The organism is Streptomyces sp. NPDC052109, assembly GCF_040680195.1.
Lineage (GTDB): Bacteria > Actinomycetota > Actinomycetes > Streptomycetales > Streptomycetaceae > Streptomyces.
The window spans coordinates 762,268-781,943 of sequence record NZ_JBFAWF010000001.1 but is presented as its reverse complement, the minus strand read 5'-3'; the positions used below and the strand labels follow the sequence as shown (position 1 = coordinate 781,943).

Genomic DNA, 19,676 nt, shown 5'->3' with positions numbered 1-19,676 from the left:
GTGGAGAAAGGTTCAGCCGGGTATACCGGCGGCGAGCAGCTCCACGAAGCCGACGTCCTCGTGGGCCACGCCGAAGGCCTCGGCGCGCAGCAGGGTCCGCTCGGCCCAGGCGCGGTGCGGCTTCACCTCGTTCATCTTGTTCGTATAGGCCGACCGGAGTACACCCCCGCCGCCGCGTTCCGGCCGCAGGATGTCCTGGGCGTCGCTGTACTCCTCGTGACTGACCACGGACAGCGTGTGGACGGGCAGCACATGGGAGGGGTGGATGCAGGTCTTGCCGAGCAGGCCGTTGGCCTGGTCGAGGGAGATCTCCCGCAGCAGACCGTCCATGGCGTGCTCGATCAGCTTCTCGCGCAGCTCGACGGCCTGCACCTCCAGGAAGGGGCTCTGCCTGAGCTGCGGCTTGAACATGCGCTCGGAGACGCGGAAGTACTCCCACACCGGACCGGTCACGGTGAAGCCCGTGCCGTCCGCCCTGCCCAGCATGTTCACGACGTCGGCGATGACGGAGGCGACGATCTGCACGTCGTAGGCGGTCATGTCGGGGGCGCGGCGCAGGCCGTAGCTGGAGCAGAAGTCGGTCACGCCGAGGCGGAGCGCCAGGACCCGGTCGCGGAATTTGTCGACGGCGCGGGCGATGCCTTCCAGGGTGTCCACGCGGGACTCGCGGTAGAGCAGCTCGGGGGACTCCAGGACGGGCATGGCGAACAGCCGGCGCCCGCTCGCGGCCTCGGCGGCCGTCAGGGCCTCCAGGAAGGGGATGCCGCGCTCCTCGGTGAACTTCGGCAGCACGAATCCGGACAGCAGCCGCACGGTCGGGCCGAGGCGTCGCACGAGGTCGGGGATCTGCCCGGGGGTGCGGACCCGGATGAAGAGCAGCGGCAGCTCGGCTCCGGGCCGGGCCGCCAGGTCGGCGAACTGCCGGACGAGGTTCTCCTCGCCCGCCAGGACGTCCGCGTCGTCGATCGAGTCCTCCAGGCACAGCACCATCGAGACCACGCCGTTCCCGGCCTGTTTGACGATGTCGTCGGCGAGCCGCGGCCGCGTGGCCGGGCTGTACAGGGTGGCGCCGAGAGCGGCGGCAAGCAGCCGGGCCGGAGAGTCGGCGGTGAACGCGCACGGCTCCCGGTGGAAGAGGCGCTGCCGCACCTCGGGGGCGATGTGCCCGAAATGACGCATCGGACTCCTTCAGGGCGCGGCCCGCGTCTCAGTGTTGGGTAAAGGGTGGCCGGTAATAGTACGTAGGGATCCGTGTCGAGGGTTCCCTGCGGGCATGAATTTCCGGTAACCCGCCCGTGTCGGCGGCAGTCCGGAGACCGCCCCCCGCATTGTCGTGGCCAGGACCGAGAAGGCAGGATGACCGCATGACGCACACGATGCTGAAGGGGTCGAACGTCCCGCTGGAAGCCACCACGGTGCGCGCCGTGCTGCGCTGGACGCCCGGGCAGGATGTCCCGGACGTGGACGCCTCGGCGCTGCTTTTGGGGCCCGACGGCCGTGTGCGCTCCGACGAGGACTTCGTCTTCTACAACCAGCCCCGGCACCCCTCCGGAAAGGTGTGGCGGCTGGGCAAGAAGCGGGTCGCCGAGGGGCTGACCGACACGATCCAGTCGGAGCTGACCGGCGTCGAGCCGGACGTCGGCCGGATCCTGCTGGTCGCGTCCGCGGACGGGATCACCTTCGACCGGGTGCCGGCGCTGTGCATCCTGCTGTACGACGCCTCGGCCGCCGGCACCGAGCCGCTGGCCCGGTTCGAGATCAGACCGGAGACCGGTGCGGAGACCGCGCTGATCTGCGGTGAGCTGTACCGGCGCGGGGAGGGTTGGAAGTTCCGCGCGCTGGGCGAGGGGTACTCCAACGGGCTGAGGGGGCTGGCGACGGACTTCGGCATCTCGGTGGACGAGTCGGAGGCGGAGGAGCCGAGCTCCTCGCAGCCGTTGCCGCCCGCGCAGCCGACGTCCGCCGTGCCGCAGCAGCCGCCCGCCTACGGCTATCCGCAGCCGACCTCGGCCCCACCGGTGTACGGCTACCCGCAGCCGGTGCCGGTGACCGTGGGACCGGTGGATCCGAACTTCCGGCTGCCTCCGCAGGGGCCGCAGTTCATCGGGCGGTAGCCCGGCAGGCGGGTCACCGCTCCACCTTGGTCTTGTAGCCCCTGCCCCACTGCAGTCCCCACCCGTACAGCCGGTCCAGCTCGCCCTGGAACCCGTACACGAACTTGACCTCGCGGCGGACGACGAGCTCGCCCTTGACGTTCTCGATCATCACCACCGCGCAGGAGCGGGCCTGGGGATGGCGCTCGTCGAGGCCTATCTCGATGCGGGGGCCGTTGCTGGGGTAGAGCGTGACGATGGCGTGGGTGCGGTCGAAGGCCGGGGTCTGGTCGTAGATGTAGACGAAGACCAGCAGGCGTTTGAAGGCGTCGAGGTGGTCGAGGTTGACGTACATCGTCTCGCCGGACGCCGAGCCGAACCGGTCGTCGCCGCTGAGCTTGATGTACGGCGGTGCGTTGACGTCGCCGAGATAGCCGCCGAGGGGCTGGACGACCCCCTTGGTGCCGTCGGCCAGCTCGTACAGGCACCCCAGGTCGAGGTCGACGTTGACCATGCTCTGTCCGTGGCCGAGGACCTCCGGCGGCTTGAGGGCCTTGAAGGGGTGCCGGAAGAGGCTGGTGCGCTGGTTGCCGTCGAAGTCGGAGGTGCGCATCCGCCAGGTGAGGTTGATGCGCAGGTGGCCGGTGGACGCGCCCTGTTTGGTGAGGGACACCGTCTGGTGCCGCCTGGTGAGTTCGATGGAGTTGGTCGCGGCGCTGCCCGAGTCGAACTCGGCGGCGCCGGCGCCTCGCAGCCCGTCGAAGAAACCCATTCCCGCCCCCTGGTCGTCATCTGAACGCGTCGGGGGCGGCCGACCGTGTCGGCCGCCCCGATTCAGAGCGTTCCTCGCCGGACGGGGTGGCACACCCCGTCACGGCCCGGATCTGTCCCGTACGGGAGCGACGATCACACCCCTGAGGAGACCTCGGCCTTCTCGTCGGTGCCCTCGCCGGTGGCACCCAGCGCGCGGTTACGGCGGACGGAGGACCAGAAGGACAACGCGATCAGGACGACGCCGACGAGACCGGTGATGACCTCGTTGATCTCGTACTGGATGGTGACCATGAGGATCACGGCCAGCGCGCCGATGGCGTAGTGGGCGCCGTGCTCCAGGTAGACGTAGTCGTCGAGGGTGCCCTGGCGGACCAGGTAGACCGTGAGGGACCGGACGTACATGGCGCCGATGCCGAGGCCGAGGGCCATCATCACGATGTCGTTGGTGATGGCGAAGGCGCCGATCACACCGTCGAAGGAGAAGGACGCGTCCAGGACCTCGAGGTAGAGGAACATGAAGAACGCGGCCTGCCCGGCCAGCAGCACCGCCGACTTCTTCTTTCCGGTGCGGGCGGCCTCTTCCTCCTCCTCGTGCTCGCGCTCCTCCTCTTCCTCCAGCCGGTCCTCGAAGTAGCCGGACAGGCCGCCGACGATCATGTAGGTGATCAGGCCGGCGATACCGGCGATCAGGACCGTCTGGGCCTTGTCGGCGTGGGCGCCGCCGTGCTGGTGGGCGTGGGTGGCGAAGGTGAAGGAGGTGATCAGCAGGACGATCAGCGAGATGCAGACGGCCAGCATGTCGACCTTGCCGAGCTTGGCCAGGGGGCGCTCGATCCAGCGCAGCCACTGGATGTCCCGGTCCTCGAAGATGAAGTCCAGGAAGATCATCAGCAGGAACATCCCGCCGAAGGCGGCGATCGCCGGGTGGGCGTCGGTGACCAGCTGCTGGTAGCGGTCCTTGTCGGTGAGGGCCAGGTGGACCGCGTCGTAGGGGTTGAGCTTGGCGGTGATGGCCACGATGACGACCGGGAAGACCAGCCGCATGCCGAAGACCGCGATGAGGACGCCGACCGTGAGGAAGATCTTCTGCCAGAAGGCGTTCATCTTCTTCAGGATGCCGGCGTTGACCACCGCGTTGTCGAACGACAGCGAGATCTCGAGGACGGCGAGGATCGCCACCACGCCGAAGGCCTCCCACCCCCCGTAGAAGACCGCGGCGACCAGGCCGAGGGCGGTGATCGCGAACGACCAGCCGAAGGTTTTCAGAAGCACTGGCTACCCAATCGTGTCAGTACGGGGCTCCCCCGCGCCGTACTCGGCTTTGCTAAACGTTGACCCCGAGTCTAGAGGTGCACCCTACCGGCGGTACCGGCCAGGGCAACCCTCACCGAACAGACACAGCCCAGGCCCCTGGAGGCGTGCTGGGCTACGAGACGTTCACCCCGAAGTCGAGGGCGATGCCGCGCAGGCCCGACGCGTACCCCTGGCCGACGGCGCGGAACTTCCATTCGCCCTGGTAGCGATAGAGCTCGCCGAAGATCATGGCGGTCTCGGTGGAGGCGTCCTCGCTCAGGTCGTAGCGGGCCAGTTCCTGGCCGTCGGCCTGGTTGACGACCCGGATGAAGGCGTTGGAGACCTGGCCGAAGGTCTGGGCGCGCTCGTCCGCCATGTGGATGGAGACCGGGAAGACGATCTTCTCGCAGTGCGCGGGAACCTTCGCGAGGTCGACCAGGATCGACTCGTCGTCGCCCTCACCCTCACCGGTGAGGTTGTCGCCGGTGTGCTCGACCGAGCCGTCGGGGCTCTTGAGCTGGTTGTAGAAGACGAACCACTCGTCGCCCAGGACACGGTTGCCGGCGCCGCAGAGCAGCGCGCTGGCGTCCAGGTCGAAGGGGGCGCCGGTGGTCGACCGCGCGTCCCAGCCGAGCCCGACCATGACGTTGGTGAGGTTCGGTGCGGCTTTGGAGAGGGAGACATTGCCTCCCTTGGCGAGCGTGACGCCCATGATGCTGGTCCTCCCCTAGTGGTGCTTCCCTGGTTGTCCTGCGCGTCCGGCGCCGACCGTAAACGGTGCGGCGCCGGACGGGTTGCGCAGGCTGTCGTACGTCAGACGTTGACGCCGAAGTCCTGTGCGATGCCGCGCAGACCGGAGGCGTAGCCCTGACCGATGGCGCGGAACTTCCACTCCGCTCCGTGCCGGTACAGCTCACCGAAGACCATGGCGGTCTCGGTGGAGGCGTCCTCGCTGAGGTCGTAGCGGGCGATCTCCTGCTCGCCCGCCTGGTTCACGACGCGGATGAACGCGTTGCGGACCTGACCGAAGGACTGCTGGCGGTTCTCGGCGTCGTAGATCGACACCGGGAAGACGATCTTCTCGATGTCGGCCGGGACGCCGGCCAGGTTGATCTTGATCTGTTCGTCGTCGCCCTCGCCCTCACCGGTGATGTTGTCACCGGTGTGCTCGACCGAGCCGTCGGGGCTCTTGAGGTTGTTGAAGAAGACGAAGTGCTGGTCGCTCGCGACCTTGCCGGTGTTGTTCAGCAGCAGCGCGCTCGCGTCGAGGTCGAAGTCGGAGCCGGTCGTGGTCCGCACGTCCCACCCCAGACCGACGATGACGGCGGTCAGGCCCGGGGCCTCCTTCGTCAGCGATACGTTGCCGCCCTTGCTGAGGCTGACTCCCACGGGTCCTCCATGTGGTGTCCAGGGGCGGGGAGCCCCGTCGTGCTTCGGATACGGGATCAACGAGCCGATCCTAGTGACGGGTTCCCGCCCCCCGCAGACCCTGGACCTGAAGAATCACAGGTGTCGGCCACGGTCGGCCTACAGGGTGTCGAGGGCCTTCACGTAGTCGCTCAGGTCGCGCGCGTCCGGCAGGCCGTTGACCACGGTCCACCGCACGACGCCCTCCTTGTCGATGATGAAGGTGCCCCGTACGGCGCATCCCTTGTCCTCGTCGAAGACGCCGTACGCGCGCGAGACGTTGCCGTGCGGCCAGAAGTCGCTGAGCAGGGGGTACTCCAGGCCCTCCTGCTCGGCGAAGACGCGCAGGGTGTGGATGGAGTCGTTGGAGACGGCGAGCACCTGCGTCTCACGGTCCGCGAACCTCGGCAGGTTGTCCCGCACCTCGCACAGCTCGCCGGTGCAGACACCGGTGAAGGCGAAGGGGTAGAAGAGCAGGACCACGTTCTTCTCACCGCGGAAGTCCGAGAGCTTCACGGTGCGGCCGTGGTTGTCCTTGAGCTCGAAGTCGGGCGCCTTGTCGCCGACCTGGATCGCCATCGTCGTGCATCCCTTCGGTGGGCTGTTCGGGTGAGCGCGAACCACACGCTCGACTCCACCCTACGCAGCGGGCACCGGGGCCTTCCGGACGGGCTGGGCCGAAGACCAGCCCGTCCGGTGCTCGTGGACGAGGCGTCTACTTCTTGCCGGACTTGGCCGCCTTGGGCGTCGCCAGACGCGAGCCGCTCCAGTCCTTGCCGACACTGACGCTCTTGGACGCCGTCAGGCCGGCGGTCGTAGCGGCTTCCGAGATGTCACTCGGCTCCACGTACCCCGAACGGCCGGTCTTCGGCGTGAGGAGCAGGATCGCGCCGCCCTCTTCGATGTACGTGGTGGCATCGACCAGCGCATCCGTCAGGTCGCCGTCGTCATCACGGAACCACAGCACAACGGCGTCGGCCACGTCGTCGTAGTCCTCGTCCATCAGGTCGCCTTCGACGGCTTCCTCAATGGCCTCGCGGAGCTCCTGATCGACGTCGTCGTCGTAGCCGATCTCCTGGACCACCTGCCCGGGCTGGAACCCCAGCCTGGCGGCAGGGTTCGTCCGCTCCTCCGCGTGGTCCGCGGTCGCGCTCACGGGTTGCCTCCTGATCATGTCTTGGTGAATATCTCAGCCACGCGCGTGCGCGAAGCATTGGCCGTAGTCCACACGGGCGGGACGGATCGCGCAAGTACCCGGCCGTTTGGACCGCCGAAACGGTGACGATCCCGGCCGTGTCGCCGCAACTCCTGGCACCGTATCCCGATTCCGGGTGCGCCACATCACACCGATGTGCCCGGTTTACCCCATTCGAAATCATCTCAGGATCATCCAGTGATACGCCCCTCGAACACCTTTGCCAAGCCTGTCACACCCCGGGCGTATCGTTGCGTTTTGACCGCTGCACGTACCGATGTGGACACCGAGGAGATGACGTACGCCTTCCCGAGGTACACGATGGGGAACGGTGTAGGCACGAGCAAAAAATCGGCCCTCTGACAGGTAAGGAACAGCGTGGCTTCCGGATCCGATCGCAATCCGATCATCATTGGCGGCCTTCCGAGTCAGGTTCCTGACTTCGATCCCGAAGAGACCCAGGAGTGGCTCGACTCCCTCGACGCCGCCGTGGACGAGCGCGGCCGGGAGAGGGCCCGCTACCTCATGCTCCGGCTGATCGAGCGGGCCCGCGAGCGGCGCGTGGCCGTGCCCGAGATGCGCAGCACGGACTACGTCAACACGATCCCGACCAAGAGCGAGCCGTTCTTCCCGGGCAACGAGGAGATCGAGCGCAAGATCCTCAACGCGACCCGCTGGAACGCGGCCGTGATGGTCTCGCGGGCCCAGCGCCCCGGCATCGGCGTCGGCGGCCACATCGCCACCTTCGCCTCCTCCGCCTCGCTGTACGACGTCGGCTTCAACCACTTCTTCCGCGGCAAGGACCACGGCGACGGCGGCGACCAGGTCTTCTTCCAGGGCCACGCCTCCCCGGGCATCTACGCGCGCGCGTACCTGCTCGACCGGCTCACCGAGAACCAGCTGGACGGCTTCCGCCAGGAGAAGTCGAAATACCCCGACGGCCTGTCCAGCTACCCGCACCCGCGCTCGATGCCGGACTTCTGGGAGTTCCCGACGGTCTCCATGGGCCTCGGCCCCCTCGGCGCGATCTACCAGGCGCGGATGAACCGCTACATGGAGGCGCGCGGCATCGCGGACACCTCCAGGTCGCACGTGTGGGCCTTCCTCGGGGACGGGGAGATGGACGAGCCGGAGTCGCTCGGCCAGCTGTCCATCGCGGCCCGTGAGGGCCTGGACAACCTGACCTTCGTGGTCAACTGCAACCTGCAGCGACTCGACGGCCCGGTGCGCGGCAACGGCAAGATCATCCAGGAGCTGGAGTCGATCTTCCGGGGCGCCGGCTGGAACGTGATCAAGCTGATCTGGGACCGCACCTGGGACCCGCTGCTCGCGCAGGACCGGGACGGCATCCTCGTCAACAAGATGAACACGACCCCGGACGGCCAGTTCCAGACGTACGCCACGGAGTCGGGCGCCTACATCCGTGAACACTTCTTCGGCGACGACCACCGGCTGCGCGCGATGGTCGAGAACATGACCGACGACCAGATCCTGCACCTGGGCCGCGGCGGTCACGACCACCGCAAGATCTACGCGGCGTTCAAGGCGGCCAAGGAGCACAAGGGCCAGCCGACGGTCATCCTCGCGAAGACGATCAAGGGCTGGACGCTGGGCCCGAACTTCGAGGGCCGCAACGCCACGCACCAGATGAAGAAGCTGACGGTCGACGACCTCAAGCGCTTCCGGGACCGGCTGCACCTGCCGATCTCCGACAGGGAGCTGGAGTCCGGCCTGCCGCCGTACTACCACCCGGGCCGGAACACCGACGAGATCCAGTACATGCACGACATGCGCATGCAGTGCGGCGGCTACGTGCCCACGCGCGTCGTGCGCTCCGAGCCGCTGCCCCTGCCGGACGACAAGGCGTACGCGACGGTGAAGAAGGGCACGGGTCAGCAGTCCATCGCGACGACGATGGCCTTCGTGCGCCTCCTGAAGGACCTCATGCGGGACAAGGAGATCGGCAAGCGGTTCGTGCTGATCGCGCCGGACGAGTACCGCACGTTCGGCATGGACTCCTTCTTCCCGAGCGCGAAGATCTACAACCCGCTCGGCCAGCAGTACGAGTCGGTGGACCGTGAGCTGCTGCTCGCCTACAAGGAGTCGCCGACCGGCCAGATGCTGCACGACGGCATCTCGGAGGCGGGCTGCACGGCTTCGCTGATCGCGGCGGGCTCGGCCTACGCGACGCACGGCGAGCCGCTGATCCCGGTGTACGTCTTCTACTCGATGTTCGGTTTCCAGCGCACGGGTGACCAGTTCTGGCAGATGGCCGACCAGCTGGCGCGCGGTTTCGTACTGGGTGCGACCGCCGGCCGTACGACACTGACCGGTGAGGGCCTGCAGCACGCGGACGGCCACTCGCAGCTGCTCGCCTCGACGAACCCGGCCTGCGTGGCCTACGACCCGGCGTACGCCTACGAGATCGCGCACATCGTCCAGGACGGCCTGCGCCGCATGTACGGCGCCGACGCCGAGCACCCGCACGGCGAGGACGTCTTCTACTACCTGACCGTGTACAACGAGCCCATCCAGCACCCCGCCGAGCCGGCGAACGTGGACGTCGAGGGCATCCTCAAGGGCGTCCACCGGGTGAGCGCGGGCACCACGGGCTCGATCCCGGCGCAGATCATGGCGTCGGGCGTGGCGGTTCCGTGGGCGCTCGAGGCGCAGAGGATCCTCGCCGAGGAGTGGAACGTACGCGCCGACGTCTGGTCGGCCACCTCCTGGAACGAACTGCGCCGCGAGGCGGTGGCCTGCGAGCAGCACAACCTGCTGCATCCGGAGGAGGAGCAGCGGGTGCCGTACGTGACCCGGAAGCTCAGCGGCGCCGAAGGTCCGTTCGTGGCCGTGTCCGACTGGATGCGATCGGTCCCGGACCAGATCGCGCGGTGGGTGCCGGGCACGTACCAGTCGCTCGGCGCGGACGGCTTCGGCTTCGCCGACACCCGGGGCGCGGCGCGCCGGTTCTTCCACATCGACGCGCAGTCGATCGTCGTCGCGGTGCTGACCGAGCTGGCCCGGGACGGGAGGATCGACCGCTCCGCGCTGAAGCAGGCCATCGACCGGTACCAGCTCCTGGAGGTGTCGGCGGCCGACCCGGGCGTCGCAGGTGGCGACGCGTAAGCCCGGCTCGGCCTGCTGAACGAGGGCGGCGCCCGGGGCGCCGCCCTCGTTGCTTTTTCTTTACGATGCGGACATGAACGATCTGTCGGCGCAGGCGCGTTGGGAACGGCATACCCAGCGGCCTCTGCTGGCGCTCGCGGTGGCGTTCGCCGCCGCCTATGCCGTGCCGATCGTGGACAACCCCGCGAGCCGGTCCCTGACGGTCGTCTGCACCGCCACGGAGTGGGTGGTGTGGGGGGCGTTCGCGGTGGACTACCTGATGCGGCTGGCGTTCGCCCCGCGGCGCCGGGAGTTCGTCCGGACGCACTGGATGGACCTCTGCGCGGTGGTGCTGCCGCTGCTGCAGCCGCTGCGGTTGCTGCGCATGGTGTCGACGCTGCTGCTGGTCGGTCGGCGGGCGCGGATGGCCTCGCAGATCCGGCTCACGACGTATGTCGGCGGGGCGGTGGTCGGGCTGCTGATGTTCGGGTCGCTGGCGGTGCTGTCCGTGGAGCGGAACTCGCCGAACGGGAACATCCGCACGCTGGGTGACGCCGTGTGGTGGTCGTTCACGACGATGACGACCGTGGGGTACGGGGACCACGCGCCGACGACCGGGCTGGGGCGGTTGATCGCCGTGGGGCTGATGCTGTCCGGGATCGCACTGCTCGGTGTGGTGACCGCGAACATCGCGGCGTGGTTCATCGCCCGTTTCGAGAAGGACGACGTGGAGGAGCGGCGGCAGACGCAGGCGATCGCCGATCTGGCCGAGGAGGTGCGGTTGCTGCGGGACGAGGTGGCTCGTTTGGCCGACGAGCGTCAGGAGCAGCGGAGCTGACCGGCGCGGATGGGCCGGGGCCGGCGCGGGGCTCGCCCACCGGCGCCGGGGGTCCCCCTGAGGGGCGCGGGGACCTGCGCGACCGGCCCCCGCGCGCCCGCAGGTAGCCCCATGCCCCATCCCGAGGAACCGTCGGCGAAAAGGGAACCGCCGGCTAGAGCAGCCCGTGACCCCACGTCGCCGCGCCCGCCAGGGCGATGACGGCGAGCAGCGTGTCTATCGCGCCCAGGATCAACGCCACCAGCGCCGGGACGCTGCGGTCGTTGGACCACCTGCGGCCCATGGACTGCCAGCCGCAGAACATCGCCACCGGGCCCAGGACGATGCCCAGCGCGAAGAAGCCGGCCACGGCACAGATCGTGCCGATGATGCCGAGCGTCGCGCGGTCCGGCCCGGTCCGTTGCCACGTCCGGCCGCGTGACCGGGGGTACCCGCGCGTTCCGTGCCCGAAGCCTGCCATCATCAACTCCCTGAGGGTCGTGGTCAGTTCGGCTTCAGTGTGCGGGTACCCCGGTTCCGGACCGCCAGACCTGCGCGCGCCGCCCCCCTCCGGCAGCGCGCGCCGCGGCCAGGCCGTCCTCCCATGTCCTGCGGAGGACTTGACCCACTGTGACCTGCGGCACGCGCCCAGTGCGAGGGATCTTTAGCGGAGTCACCCTGATAGGCGAACTCCGCCGGCGAATCCGCCGGGTGGCGAGCCCTCAGATGTGGCCCACACCCGCGCCGGCCTCCGCGTTCGCGCCCCGCTTGGTGAGCAGCGCGACGAGGACGGCGACCGCTGCCACGCCCGCCGCGACCAGGGAGGCGAGGCTCATGCCGGAGATGAAGGTGTGGTGCGCCACCTCGGTGATCTTCGCGGCGACCTGCTCCGGGACGCCCTTCGGCACCGGGGCCACGCCGACCTGCACCGCCTCGGAGGCCTGGTCCAGCTGCCCCGGGGTCAGCCGCGGAAGTCCGGCCCCGGTCCAGTTGCCCGGCAGGTCGCTGTCGACCTTGGACGCCATCACGGCGCCCAGCACCGCCGTACCGAGGCTGCCGCCGATCTGCATGGCGGCCTGCTGGAGACCGCCGGCGACACCGGACAGCTCCATGGGGGCGTTGCCGACGATGACCTCGGTGGCGCCGACCATGACCGGCGCGAGGCCGAGGCCGAGCAGCGCGAACCAGAGGGACATCACTCCGCTGCCGGTGTCGGCCTCGAGCGTCGACATGCCGTACATGGCGACGGCTGTCACGGCCATGCCGCCCGCGAGCGGGATGCGCGGGCCGAGCTTGGTGATCGCGGCGCCGGCCAGCGGCGAGCCGACGATCATCATGCCGGTGAGCGGCAGCAGGTGCAGGCCGGCGTTGATCGGGGTCATGCCGTGGACGTTCTGGAGGTAGAACGTCACGAAGAACAGGCCGCCCATGAAGGCGATGGCCATCAGGACCATCAGCACGACGCCCGCCGACAGCGGCACCGAGCGGAACAGGCCCAGCGGGATCAGCGGCTCCCCGACTCTCGTCTCCCAGAAGGAGAACCCGGCGAAGAGCGCCACCGACGCGGCGATGAAGATCCATGTCCTGCCGTCGCCCCAGCCCCACGTCGGCGCCTTGATGAGCGCCCACACCAGGCAGAACATCGCGCCGGAGAGCAGGGCGATGCCGAGGACGTCGAAGGAGCGCGGGGCGTTCTCGGCGCGGTGGTCGAGCAGGATCAGCAGGCCCAGGATCAGCGCCAGGGCGCCGACCGGCACGTTGATGAAGAACACCGACTGCCAGTCGACGTGCTCGACGAGGACGCCGCCGAGGATCGGCCCTCCCGCGGTGGACGCGCCGATGACCATGCCCCAGATGCCGATGGCCATGTTGAGCTTCTCGGCCGGGAAGGTGGCCCGCAGCAGGCCGAGCGCGGCAGGCATCAGCAGCGCGCCGAACAGGCCCTGGAACACGCGGAAGGTGACGACCGCGGCGATGCTGTTGGAGAGGCCGATGGCGCCCGAGGCGGCGGCGAAGCCGGTGACGCCGATGAGGAAGGTCTGCCGGTGGCCGAAGCGGTCACCGAGCTTGCCGGCTGTGATCAGGGAGACCGCGAGGGCGAGGAAGTAGCCGTTGGTGATCCACTGCACCTGGGCGAAGGTGGCCCCGAGGTCCTTCTGGATCGCGGGGTTGGCGATGGCCACGATGGTGCCGTCGAGGGCCACCATCATGACGCCCACGGCGACGGTGATCAGGGTGAGCCACGGATGGCCGCGCAGCCCCGCGGCCGAGGACGACGCGGGCGGGGCTCCGGGGCCCGCGTCCCCCGGCCCCGTCGCGTCGATGATGGTCTGACTAGTCATACGTTCGAGGCTAGTGACAGCCTCTGACATTTGACAAACAATTTCATGCGTTAGTAACTGACACCTATGGAAACGCTGCGCGAACGGAAGAAACAGCGCACCCGGGAGGCGCTGCTGCGGGCCGCTCTGGAGCTCTTCACGACCCAGGGGTACGAGCAGACGACCGTGGACGAGATCGTCGAGGCAGTCGACGTCTCGCAGCGCACCTTCTTCCGCTACTTCGCCGGCAAGGAGGACGTGGCCTTCGCGGTCCAGAGCGTGACCGAGGAGCACTTCGTGGCCGCCGTACGGGCGCGGCCCGCCCGCGAGGCGCCGCTGGAGGCCCTGCGGCAGGCGGTCCTGGAGGGCTGGGACGGGATCCGCGAGACCGTCGAGTCGGCCGTTCCGGTCGAGCTGTATCTGCGCATGTACCGGACGATCGAGTCGACGCCCGCGCTGCTCGCCGCCCACCTGCTGCGCTCGGCGGCCACGGAGGAGCGCATCGCGCGGCTGCTGGCCGAGCGCGAGGGCGTGGACGTGGACGCCGACCCGCGGCCGCGGCTGGCCGTGGCCGTGTTCGGCGGAGTGATGAGGGTCACCGAACGGCAGTGGTGCACGGGTGACGACTTCAGCCTGGAGGCGATGCGTCAACTCACCGCGTCCTACCTCGATCAGGTGAGTTCGGCACTGACCGGGAACTGGGGCTCCGCAGAAGATCGTTGACAACGCGTTCGACGTCTGACGAAACGTGATACCTGTCACTCGGTTACCCCGAGACCCTCTCGTTCTCCTAGTGTGTCCTCCCAGTGACTTCCTTCGACACCTCCCCGCAACTGAACGTCTGGCGCGCACTACTGGCGCTGGCCGTGGTGTTCGTGATGCTCGCGACAACCGGCTGGACCGCCCTGCACGCCCACCGGGAGTCGACCGCACTGCAGGCCTCGCTCGCCAAGTGGCGGCACGGCAGCATCCACGGCCTCCACCTGCCGGACCCCGCGGCCGCACCGGCCCGGCTCAGCCGTTTCTTCACCTCCCTCAGCCCCGAGGACCAGGGCCGGCTCGCCCACCGCTACCCGCTCGCGGTCGGCAACATGAACGGCGCGCCCGTCGCCCTGCGCTACCGCGCCAACCACATCGCGCTGGACCAGCAGCGCAAGGTCGAGAAGAAGCGCATGCACGACAGCCGGCTGAGCGCGGCCGGACACCAGGACGCGGGCCGTCGTATGCACCGCTACGAGTCCCTGCTGACCCCCGGCCGCCAGATCCTCGCCTTCGACCCCGAGGGCTCGGGCCGCATCGCCGAGGTGTTCGGGAACCTGAACGAGGCACAGCGGATCTCGGTCGTCGTCCCCGGCGTCGACACCGATCTGCTCACCTTCCAGAAGACCTCCCGCCAGTACACGGCACCGGTCGGCATGGCCAAGGCGCTGTACGCGGCGGAGCGCACGCAGAGCCCCATGACCCGGACGGCCGTGATCGCCTGGGCCGACTACACCGCCCCCGACGGACTCGGCGTGGACGCGGCCACGGGGCTGCGCGCCGAGGATGGCGCCGTACGGCTGAACGCCCTGCTGGGCGGCCTGCCCGGCCGGGCCCCGGTGACGATGGTCTGCCACAGCTACGGCTCCGTGGTCTGCGGCGTCGCCGCGCACGCCATGCCCCGCCGGGTGACCGACATAGCGGTGGCCGCGAGCCCCGGCATGCGGGTCTCCAGCGCCTCCCACCTGGGCACCGGGGCCCGGGTGTGGGCCATGCGGGACGCCACCGACTGGATCCAGGACGTGCCGTACCTGGAGCTCGGCGGACTCGGGCACGGCGCCGACCCGGTGTCCTCGGCGTTCGGCGCGCGCGTGCTGTCCGCCCGGGACGCACAGGGCCATGCCGGCTATTTCCAGCCGGGCACGGACAGCCTGCGCAACCTCGCCGACGTGGCCGTCGGCGCGTACGGCGCGGTGACGTGCGCCCGCGAGAACGACACGTGCCGGGCCGGTGTGCCCGGCACTACCACGGCCGGACGCGCGTAGAAACAGCAGGAAGTGCGGTCTGCGCGGGTGGCGACGGAGGAGCACGTGCCGCATACGATGAGCCGCATGGGTGACGTACTGGCGGGATTTCATGCCGTCTGGGAGTTCGAATCCGACTCCGTGCTCATCCGTTACGAACGGGGGATTCGAACACCGAAGCTGTTCCAGGCACTTGGAGAGCGGCGGATACCGCTGTCGGCGGTGGAGGGCGTGACGCTCAGCCCGGGCAGGCGCGGCACCGTCGTGCTGCGGCTGCTGCCCCGCCCCGGCGCCGATCCGCTGATGGAGGCGGCGGCCGGGCAGCTGAAGGAGGGCTCCGATCCGTACCGGCTGGTGCTGCCGGCCGAGCGGGAGACGCTCGCCGAGTACTACGCCGACGAACTGAAGGGACTGCTGGCCGAGTCCGGGGCCGGGCCGGCCGAGCGGTTCCTGGTGCCGGTGCCCGAGGCGCCGATGTCGTTCAAGGCGTACGACGGGAAGGCGTCCTTCGACGGGGAGTCCGTGCAGTTCCGCTGGTCGTGGACGGGGGCCTCCTCGGCGAAGTGGAAGGCCGGCGACCAGAGCTTTCCGGTCTCGGAGCTGAGCGGGGTGGAGTGGCGGTCGCCGGAGGTGTTCGAGGGGCACCTCACACTGGTGCGGCGCTCCGCTGATTCCGCGCCGGCCGTACAGGCCGACCAGGACCCGGCCTCCGTCGTCTTCGGGCTGGGGTACGGGCCGGTGCACGAGTCGCTGCCGTTCGCCGCGGCGGTCCTGGCCGCCGTACGCGTGCGGGGGCCGGTGCCCGCGGCACCGGCCCCGTCACGGCGCGACCCGGCGGACATCGCCGAACGGATCCGCCATCTCGGGGAGTTGCACCAGGCCGGACTGGTCACCGATGAGGAGTTCTCCTACAAGAAGGCGGAGCTGCTGGCGGAGCTCTGACCTACTCCCTGCCCGCGGACGTGAACGACATGTCCGCGTAGCGGGTGCCCGCCACCTTGCCCGCGATCGGTTCCAGCAGGGCCAGTTCCTCGTCGGTCAGGACGATCGCCGTCGCCGCCACGTTCTCCTCCACCCGGTTCGGCTTGCGGGTGCCCGGGATCGGCACGACCGGGAGCGTGTCCAGCGTGGCGCGCTGCTGCACCCAGGCCAGGGCGATCTGGCCGAGCGTGGCGTCGTGGGCCCCGGCGATGGCGCGGAGCGGCTCCAAAAGGGCGGCGTTGGCGGCGGCGTTGGCGCCGGTGAAGCGGGGCTGCTGGCGGCGGAAGTCGTCGGCCGAGAGCTCTGTTTCGGCGTTGGTGAAGGAGCCGGTGAGGAAGCCGCGGCCGAGCGGCGAGTACGGCACCAGGGCGACGCCCAGGTCCCGCGCGGCCGGTACGACCTTCGCCTCGATGTCCCGGCTGAACAGGGACCACTCCGACTGCACCGCCGCGATCGGGTGCACCGCGTGCGCGACGCGCAGCTCGTCGGCGGTGATCTCGCTCAGCCCGAGGTGCTTGACCTTCCCCTCGCGGACCAGTTCCGCCATCGTGCCGACCGTCTCCTCGACGGGGACGTCCGGGTCGCGGCGGTGCATGTAGTAGAGGTCGATCACGTCGACGTCGAGCCGCTTCAGGCTGGCCTCGACGGCCTCGCGGATGTACGGCGCGTCGTTGCGGATGATCCGCCTGGTCGGGTCGTCCTTCGGGATCGACAGGGCGAACTTGGTGGCGATGACCACCTCGTCCCGGTGCGCCTTGAAGAACGGGGACAGGAACCGCTCGTTGTCCCCGTCACCGTAGGCGTCCGCCGTGTCGTACAGCGTCACGCCCAGCTCGAGCGCCCGCTCCAGCGCGGCGCGCGCCTGGCCGGCGTCCGTGGGGCCGTACGCGAAGCTCATGCCCATGCAGCCGAGGCCCTGTACGCCGACCTCCGGCCCTTCCTCGCCGAGCCGTACGGTCGGAATCCTGGCGTCGGTCATCGCGTGGTCCCCTCCATCGCGTAGAAACTGATCTTTCGGTCGAGTACGGCGAGCGTGTCCCGCAGTTCGGCGATCCTGTTCAGGACGTCCCGGCGGGTCGACTCCAGCAGGGCCTGCCGCTCCGCATAGGTGCTCTCGCCCTCCCGGACCAGCTCCGCGTACCGCACCATGTCCGCCACCGGCATCCCGGTCAGCCGCAGCTTGGTCACGAAGTCCAGCCAGTCCAGGTCGCGGTTGCTGTAGCGCCGCTGACCGGTGTGCGAGCGGTCGACGTGCGGCATCAGGCCGATCCGCTCGTACCAGCGCAGGGTGTGCGCGGTCAGGCCGGTGAACGCGACGACCTCGCTGATGGTGTAGCGGTCCTCGCCGTCGGGGCGCGGATGGCGTCTGGGTGGGGCGGCGCAGATGTCGGCGGGGGCCGTTCGCTCGGTGTCCGCTGGCGTGGTCTGCATCACCGTCATGGCCCCCACGCTATGGGGTTGGAGTGCACTCCAAGCAAGCGGATTCGGTAAGAAATCCGCAGACGCGGGCCGTGGCGGGTGATTAGCGTGCGGCACATGAGTCTTGCACGCCGGGCCCTGCCCGAGGATGCCGAGGAACTGCTGCGCTTGCGCCAGGTGATGATCGACGCTCTGTGGAGCCGGACCGGTGCCGCGTCGGCGGACTGGCATGCCGAGTCGCTGCCGACGCTGCGCGGGCGGCTGGCCGAGCCGGACGGGGACTTCGCCGCCTTCGTCATGGACCATCCGGACCGGCCGGGGGCGCTGGCCGCGCTGGTGGCCGGGACGCTGGAGTACCGGATCGGGAAGGCCGGCAATCCGCACGGGCGGGTCGGGCACGTGTTCAGCGTGGCGACCGCCCCGGACGCCCGGCGCCGCGGGTACGCGCGCGCGTGCATGGAGGAGCTGCTGGCCTGGTTCCGGGAGCGTGGGGCGGGGCATGTGCTGCTGAACGCCTCCCCGGAGGCCGAGCCGCTGTACGCCTCGCTCGGCTTCGAGCGGGACCCGGACCCGTCGATGCGGCTGCTGCTGTGAGCCGCATAGGCTCGGCACCATGTCGTTGAACAGCCTGGCGTCGATCGAGAACTGGCCCGTCCCCACCGCCGCGGCGGGCGTCGTACGAGCCGACGGGACCGTCCTCGGGACGCACGGCCCCGTCGGACACCGCTTTCCGCTCGCCTCGGTCACCAAGCCGCTGGCGGCGTTCGCGGCGCTGGTCGCGTACGAGGAGGGCGCGATCGAACTGGACGAGCCGGCCGGACCGCCCGGCTCGACCGTCCGCCACCTCCTCGCCCACACCTCCGGGCTGGCCTTCGACGAGCACCGGGTGACGGCACCTCCCGGGGAGCGCCGTCTGTACTCCAACGCCGGGTTCGAGCAGCTCGGGGACCACATCGCCAAGGCGACGGACATTCCGTTCGCGGAGTATGCGCGGCAGGCGGTCCTGGAGCCGCTGGGCATGACGTCGACCTCTCTGGAGGGCTCTCCCGCGAAGGACGGCGTGTCCACGGTGGCCGACCTGCTGCGGTTCGCGGCAGAGGTGCAGGCGCCGCGGCTGCTGGATCCGCGGACGGTCGCGGAGGCGATGAGCGTGCAGTACCCGGGGACGAAGGGGGTGCTGCCGGGGTACGGGCACCAGAACCCGAACGACTGGGGGCTGGGCTTCGAGATCCGGAACTCCAAGTCGCCCCACTGGACGGGACGTTCGTCGTCGCCGCGCACCTTCGGGCACTTCGGGCAGTCGGGTACGTTCCTGTGGATCGACCCGGATGCGGGGATGGCCTGTGCCGCCCTGACCGACAGGGCGTTCGGTCCCTGGGCGATCGAGGCGTGGCCGGTGTTCACGGATGCGGTGCTCGGGGAGCGACGGGGCTGAGGCCGGGCGCCGCCGCGCCCCGTCGGGGGCGGGCGGAACCGCGCGGCCGGCCACGACGGACCCGCGGACGAACGACGGCCCTCCTACGCCCCCATCTCCCACAGCAGCACCTCGGCCGACGCGACCGCCTCCGCCTCCACACCCTCCGCCCCGGTGATCCGCGCCGAGTCCCCCGCGCCCAGCTCCTCGCCGGCCAGCCGGACGGCACCACACACCACGTGCACGTACACGTACGCCGCCTCGGGCACAGCAGTCCGCTCTCCCGTCGTCAGCCGGCGTACGTGCAGCATCGCGCCGGCCTCGGGGACGGCGTACGGCGTGGAGTCGGCTATCCCCGGGATGATCTCGTACGACGGCTCCCCGCCAGGGTCCCGCGGGGCCAGCCACATCTGGAGGAAGGTGAGCGGCGACGCCCCGTCGTTGCGCTCCACGTGGCGGACGCCCGCCGCCGCGCTGAGGTGTTGGACGTCACCGGGGCGGACCTTCGTCTCGTGGCCCGTGGAGTCGCGGTGCGTCAGCTCGCCCTCGACGACCCAGGTGACGATCTCGGTGTGGCTGTGCGGGTGTTCGCCGAAACCGGCGCCGGGCGCGAGCCGCTCCTCGTTGCAGGCGATCACCGCGCCGAAGCGCAGGTTGTCGGGGTCGTAGTGCGGCCCGAAGGAAAAGGCGTGCCACGACTCGATCCCGGACTCCGGGTCGCCCCCTGGGTAGCGCTCACCGGCGCGCCGTACCTCCATCACGCGCACCACCGTAGACCGGCCGCCGGCCGCGCAGGGCCCGGACCCCCGACCCGGCGGCGCACGTCGGCGTCCGGATAAGGCAGTCTTGTCCCC

Annotated in this window: 20 protein-coding genes; 8 read left to right on the top strand and 12 right to left on the bottom strand. The window is 69.7% G+C overall.

All coding sequences use genetic code 11. The annotated features are described in order from the left end of the window. Positions 1–12 precede the first annotated feature (12 nt). Complete coding sequence (locus AB0L59_RS03510; protein ID WP_365578719.1) at positions 13–1,179, bottom strand: HpcH/HpaI aldolase/citrate lyase family protein; 1,167 nt, start codon at positions 1,177–1,179, stop codon at positions 13–15. A gap of 185 nt (positions 1,180–1,364) precedes the next feature. Here AB0L59_RS03510 and AB0L59_RS03505 point away from each other — a divergent pair, with 185 nt between their 5' ends. Continuing rightward, positions 1,365–2,114: a TerD family protein gene (locus AB0L59_RS03505; protein ID WP_365578717.1), complete on the top strand. Its 750-nt coding sequence runs from the start codon at positions 1,365–1,367 to the stop codon at positions 2,112–2,114. 13 nt (positions 2,115–2,127) lie between these two features. Here the strand turns inward: AB0L59_RS03505 and AB0L59_RS03500 are convergent, their stop codons facing one another. The 6 genes from AB0L59_RS03500 to AB0L59_RS03475 form a co-directional block, all read right to left on the bottom strand. After that, positions 2,128–2,865, bottom strand: coding sequence for a Tellurium resistance (locus tag AB0L59_RS03500; protein WP_365578715.1), 738 nt, complete (start codon positions 2,863–2,865; stop codon positions 2,128–2,130). 134 nt (positions 2,866–2,999) lie between these two features. Further along, positions 3,000–4,139, bottom strand: a complete 1,140-nt coding sequence (locus tag AB0L59_RS03495; RefSeq protein ID WP_365578713.1) for a DUF475 domain-containing protein — start codon at positions 4,137–4,139, stop codon at positions 3,000–3,002. Between the two features lie 154 nt (positions 4,140–4,293). After that, positions 4,294–4,872 (bottom strand): TerD family protein, encoded by a 579-nt coding sequence (locus AB0L59_RS03490; protein ID WP_365578711.1) that lies wholly within the window; start codon positions 4,870–4,872, stop codon positions 4,294–4,296. Positions 4,873–4,973: 101 nt separating this feature from the next. Next, positions 4,974–5,549: a calcium homeostasis/redox stress adaptation protein gene (locus tag AB0L59_RS03485; protein ID WP_228620121.1), complete on the bottom strand. Its 576-nt coding sequence runs from the start codon at positions 5,547–5,549 to the stop codon at positions 4,974–4,976. A 138-nt stretch (positions 5,550–5,687) separates the two neighbouring features. Beyond that, positions 5,688–6,146 (bottom strand): peroxiredoxin, encoded by a 459-nt coding sequence (locus AB0L59_RS03480; protein ID WP_365578708.1) that lies wholly within the window; start codon positions 6,144–6,146, stop codon positions 5,688–5,690. Between the two features lie 136 nt (positions 6,147–6,282). Then, entirely contained in the window at positions 6,283–6,723 is a 441-nt protein-coding gene (locus AB0L59_RS03475; RefSeq protein ID WP_365578706.1) for a DUF3052 domain-containing protein, read from the bottom strand. Positions 6,724–7,140: 417 nt separating this feature from the next. Here AB0L59_RS03475 and aceE point away from each other — a divergent pair, with 417 nt between their 5' ends. Further along, positions 7,141–9,888 carry a pyruvate dehydrogenase (acetyl-transferring), homodimeric type gene (gene aceE / locus AB0L59_RS03470; RefSeq protein WP_365578704.1) on the top strand — a complete coding sequence of 916 codons (2,748 nt, stop codon included), beginning with the start codon at positions 7,141–7,143 and terminating at the stop codon, positions 9,886–9,888. Positions 9,889–9,961: 73 nt separating this feature from the next. Beyond that, complete coding sequence (locus AB0L59_RS03465) at positions 9,962–10,705, top strand: potassium channel family protein (RefSeq protein ID WP_365578702.1); 744 nt, start codon at positions 9,962–9,964, stop codon at positions 10,703–10,705. Positions 10,706–10,859: 154 nt separating this feature from the next. On the opposite strand, the gene AB0L59_RS03460 is transcribed toward AB0L59_RS03465, so the two are convergent. Together AB0L59_RS03460 and AB0L59_RS03455 are read right to left on the bottom strand one after the other, a co-directional pair. Next, complete coding sequence (locus AB0L59_RS03460) at positions 10,860–11,165, bottom strand: small hydrophobic protein (protein ID WP_365579497.1); 306 nt, start codon at positions 11,163–11,165, stop codon at positions 10,860–10,862. A gap of 241 nt (positions 11,166–11,406) precedes the next feature. Continuing rightward, the gene (locus tag AB0L59_RS03455) at positions 11,407–13,026 is read right to left on the bottom strand and encodes an MFS transporter (RefSeq protein ID WP_365578700.1); all 1,620 of its coding nucleotides are present in this window, start codon (positions 13,024–13,026) and stop codon (positions 11,407–11,409) included. A 66-nt stretch (positions 13,027–13,092) separates the two neighbouring features. Here AB0L59_RS03455 and AB0L59_RS03450 point away from each other — a divergent pair, with 66 nt between their 5' ends. From AB0L59_RS03450 to AB0L59_RS03440, 3 genes are all read left to right on the top strand, one after another. Beyond that, positions 13,093–13,728: a TetR family transcriptional regulator gene (locus tag AB0L59_RS03450; RefSeq protein WP_365578698.1), complete on the top strand. Its 636-nt coding sequence runs from the start codon at positions 13,093–13,095 to the stop codon at positions 13,726–13,728. A gap of 83 nt (positions 13,729–13,811) precedes the next feature. Beyond that, positions 13,812–15,029: an alpha/beta hydrolase gene (locus AB0L59_RS03445; protein WP_365578696.1), complete on the top strand. Its 1,218-nt coding sequence runs from the start codon at positions 13,812–13,814 to the stop codon at positions 15,027–15,029. A 66-nt stretch (positions 15,030–15,095) separates the two neighbouring features. After that, on the top strand, positions 15,096–15,950 hold the full coding sequence (locus tag AB0L59_RS03440; protein ID WP_365578694.1) for a DUF4429 domain-containing protein: 855 nt from the start codon (positions 15,096–15,098) through the stop codon (positions 15,948–15,950). 1 nt (position 15,951) lies between these two features. Here the strand turns inward: AB0L59_RS03440 and AB0L59_RS03435 are convergent, their stop codons facing one another. Beyond that, positions 15,952–16,968 (bottom strand): aldo/keto reductase, encoded by a 1,017-nt coding sequence (locus AB0L59_RS03435; RefSeq protein WP_365578692.1) that lies wholly within the window; start codon positions 16,966–16,968, stop codon positions 15,952–15,954. Next, positions 16,965–17,429 (bottom strand): MerR family transcriptional regulator, encoded by a 465-nt coding sequence (locus AB0L59_RS03430; protein ID WP_365578690.1) that lies wholly within the window; start codon positions 17,427–17,429, stop codon positions 16,965–16,967. The genes AB0L59_RS03435 and AB0L59_RS03430 overlap by 4 nt, the downstream gene beginning before the upstream one ends. Before the next feature lie 96 nt (positions 17,430–17,525). Between AB0L59_RS03430 and AB0L59_RS03425 the strand changes: the two genes are divergently transcribed. Continuing rightward, positions 17,526–18,002: a GNAT family N-acetyltransferase gene (locus AB0L59_RS03425; RefSeq protein ID WP_365578688.1), complete on the top strand. Its 477-nt coding sequence runs from the start codon at positions 17,526–17,528 to the stop codon at positions 18,000–18,002. 19 nt (positions 18,003–18,021) lie between these two features. Continuing rightward, the gene (locus tag AB0L59_RS03420) at positions 18,022–18,843 is read left to right on the top strand and encodes a serine hydrolase domain-containing protein (RefSeq protein WP_365578686.1); all 822 of its coding nucleotides are present in this window, start codon (positions 18,022–18,024) and stop codon (positions 18,841–18,843) included. Between the two features lie 83 nt (positions 18,844–18,926). Here the strand turns inward: AB0L59_RS03420 and AB0L59_RS03415 are convergent, their stop codons facing one another. Continuing rightward, positions 18,927–19,580 (bottom strand): pirin family protein, encoded by a 654-nt coding sequence (locus tag AB0L59_RS03415; RefSeq protein ID WP_365579495.1) that lies wholly within the window; start codon positions 19,578–19,580, stop codon positions 18,927–18,929. Positions 19,581–19,676 lie beyond the last annotated feature (96 nt).

Excerpts from the sequence above, each read along its gene's own strand:
- AB0L59_RS03510 (WP_365578719.1), bottom strand. The coding sequence starts at position 1,179 with ATGCGTCATTTCGGGCACATCGCCCCCGAGGTGCGGCAGCGCCTCTTC.
- AB0L59_RS03505 (WP_365578717.1), top strand. The coding sequence starts at position 1,365 with ATGACGCACACGATGCTGAAGGGGTCGAACGTCCCGCTGGAAGCCACC.
- AB0L59_RS03500 (WP_365578715.1), bottom strand. The coding sequence starts at position 2,865 with ATGGGTTTCTTCGACGGGCTGCGAGGCGCCGGCGCCGCCGAGTTCGAC.
- AB0L59_RS03490 (WP_365578711.1), bottom strand. The coding sequence starts at position 4,872 with ATGGGCGTCACGCTCGCCAAGGGAGGCAATGTCTCCCTCTCCAAAGCC.
- AB0L59_RS03480 (WP_365578708.1), bottom strand. The coding sequence starts at position 6,146 with ATGGCGATCCAGGTCGGCGACAAGGCGCCCGACTTCGAGCTCAAGGAC.
- AB0L59_RS03465 (WP_365578702.1), top strand. The coding sequence starts at position 9,962 with ATGAACGATCTGTCGGCGCAGGCGCGTTGGGAACGGCATACCCAGCGG.
- AB0L59_RS03460 (WP_365579497.1), bottom strand. The coding sequence starts at position 11,165 with ATGGCAGGCTTCGGGCACGGAACGCGCGGGTACCCCCGGTCACGCGGC.
- AB0L59_RS03455 (WP_365578700.1), bottom strand. The coding sequence starts at position 13,026 with ATGACTAGTCAGACCATCATCGACGCGACGGGGCCGGGGGACGCGGGC.
- AB0L59_RS03450 (WP_365578698.1), top strand. The coding sequence starts at position 13,093 with ATGGAAACGCTGCGCGAACGGAAGAAACAGCGCACCCGGGAGGCGCTG.
- AB0L59_RS03440 (WP_365578694.1), top strand. The coding sequence starts at position 15,096 with ATGGGTGACGTACTGGCGGGATTTCATGCCGTCTGGGAGTTCGAATCC.
- AB0L59_RS03435 (WP_365578692.1), bottom strand. The coding sequence starts at position 16,968 with ATGACCGACGCCAGGATTCCGACCGTACGGCTCGGCGAGGAAGGGCCG.
- AB0L59_RS03430 (WP_365578690.1), bottom strand. The coding sequence starts at position 17,429 with ATGACGGTGATGCAGACCACGCCAGCGGACACCGAGCGAACGGCCCCC.
- AB0L59_RS03425 (WP_365578688.1), top strand. The coding sequence starts at position 17,526 with ATGAGTCTTGCACGCCGGGCCCTGCCCGAGGATGCCGAGGAACTGCTG.
- AB0L59_RS03420 (WP_365578686.1), top strand. The coding sequence starts at position 18,022 with ATGTCGTTGAACAGCCTGGCGTCGATCGAGAACTGGCCCGTCCCCACC.
- AB0L59_RS03415 (WP_365579495.1), bottom strand. The coding sequence starts at position 19,580 with ATGGAGGTACGGCGCGCCGGTGAGCGCTACCCAGGGGGCGACCCGGAG.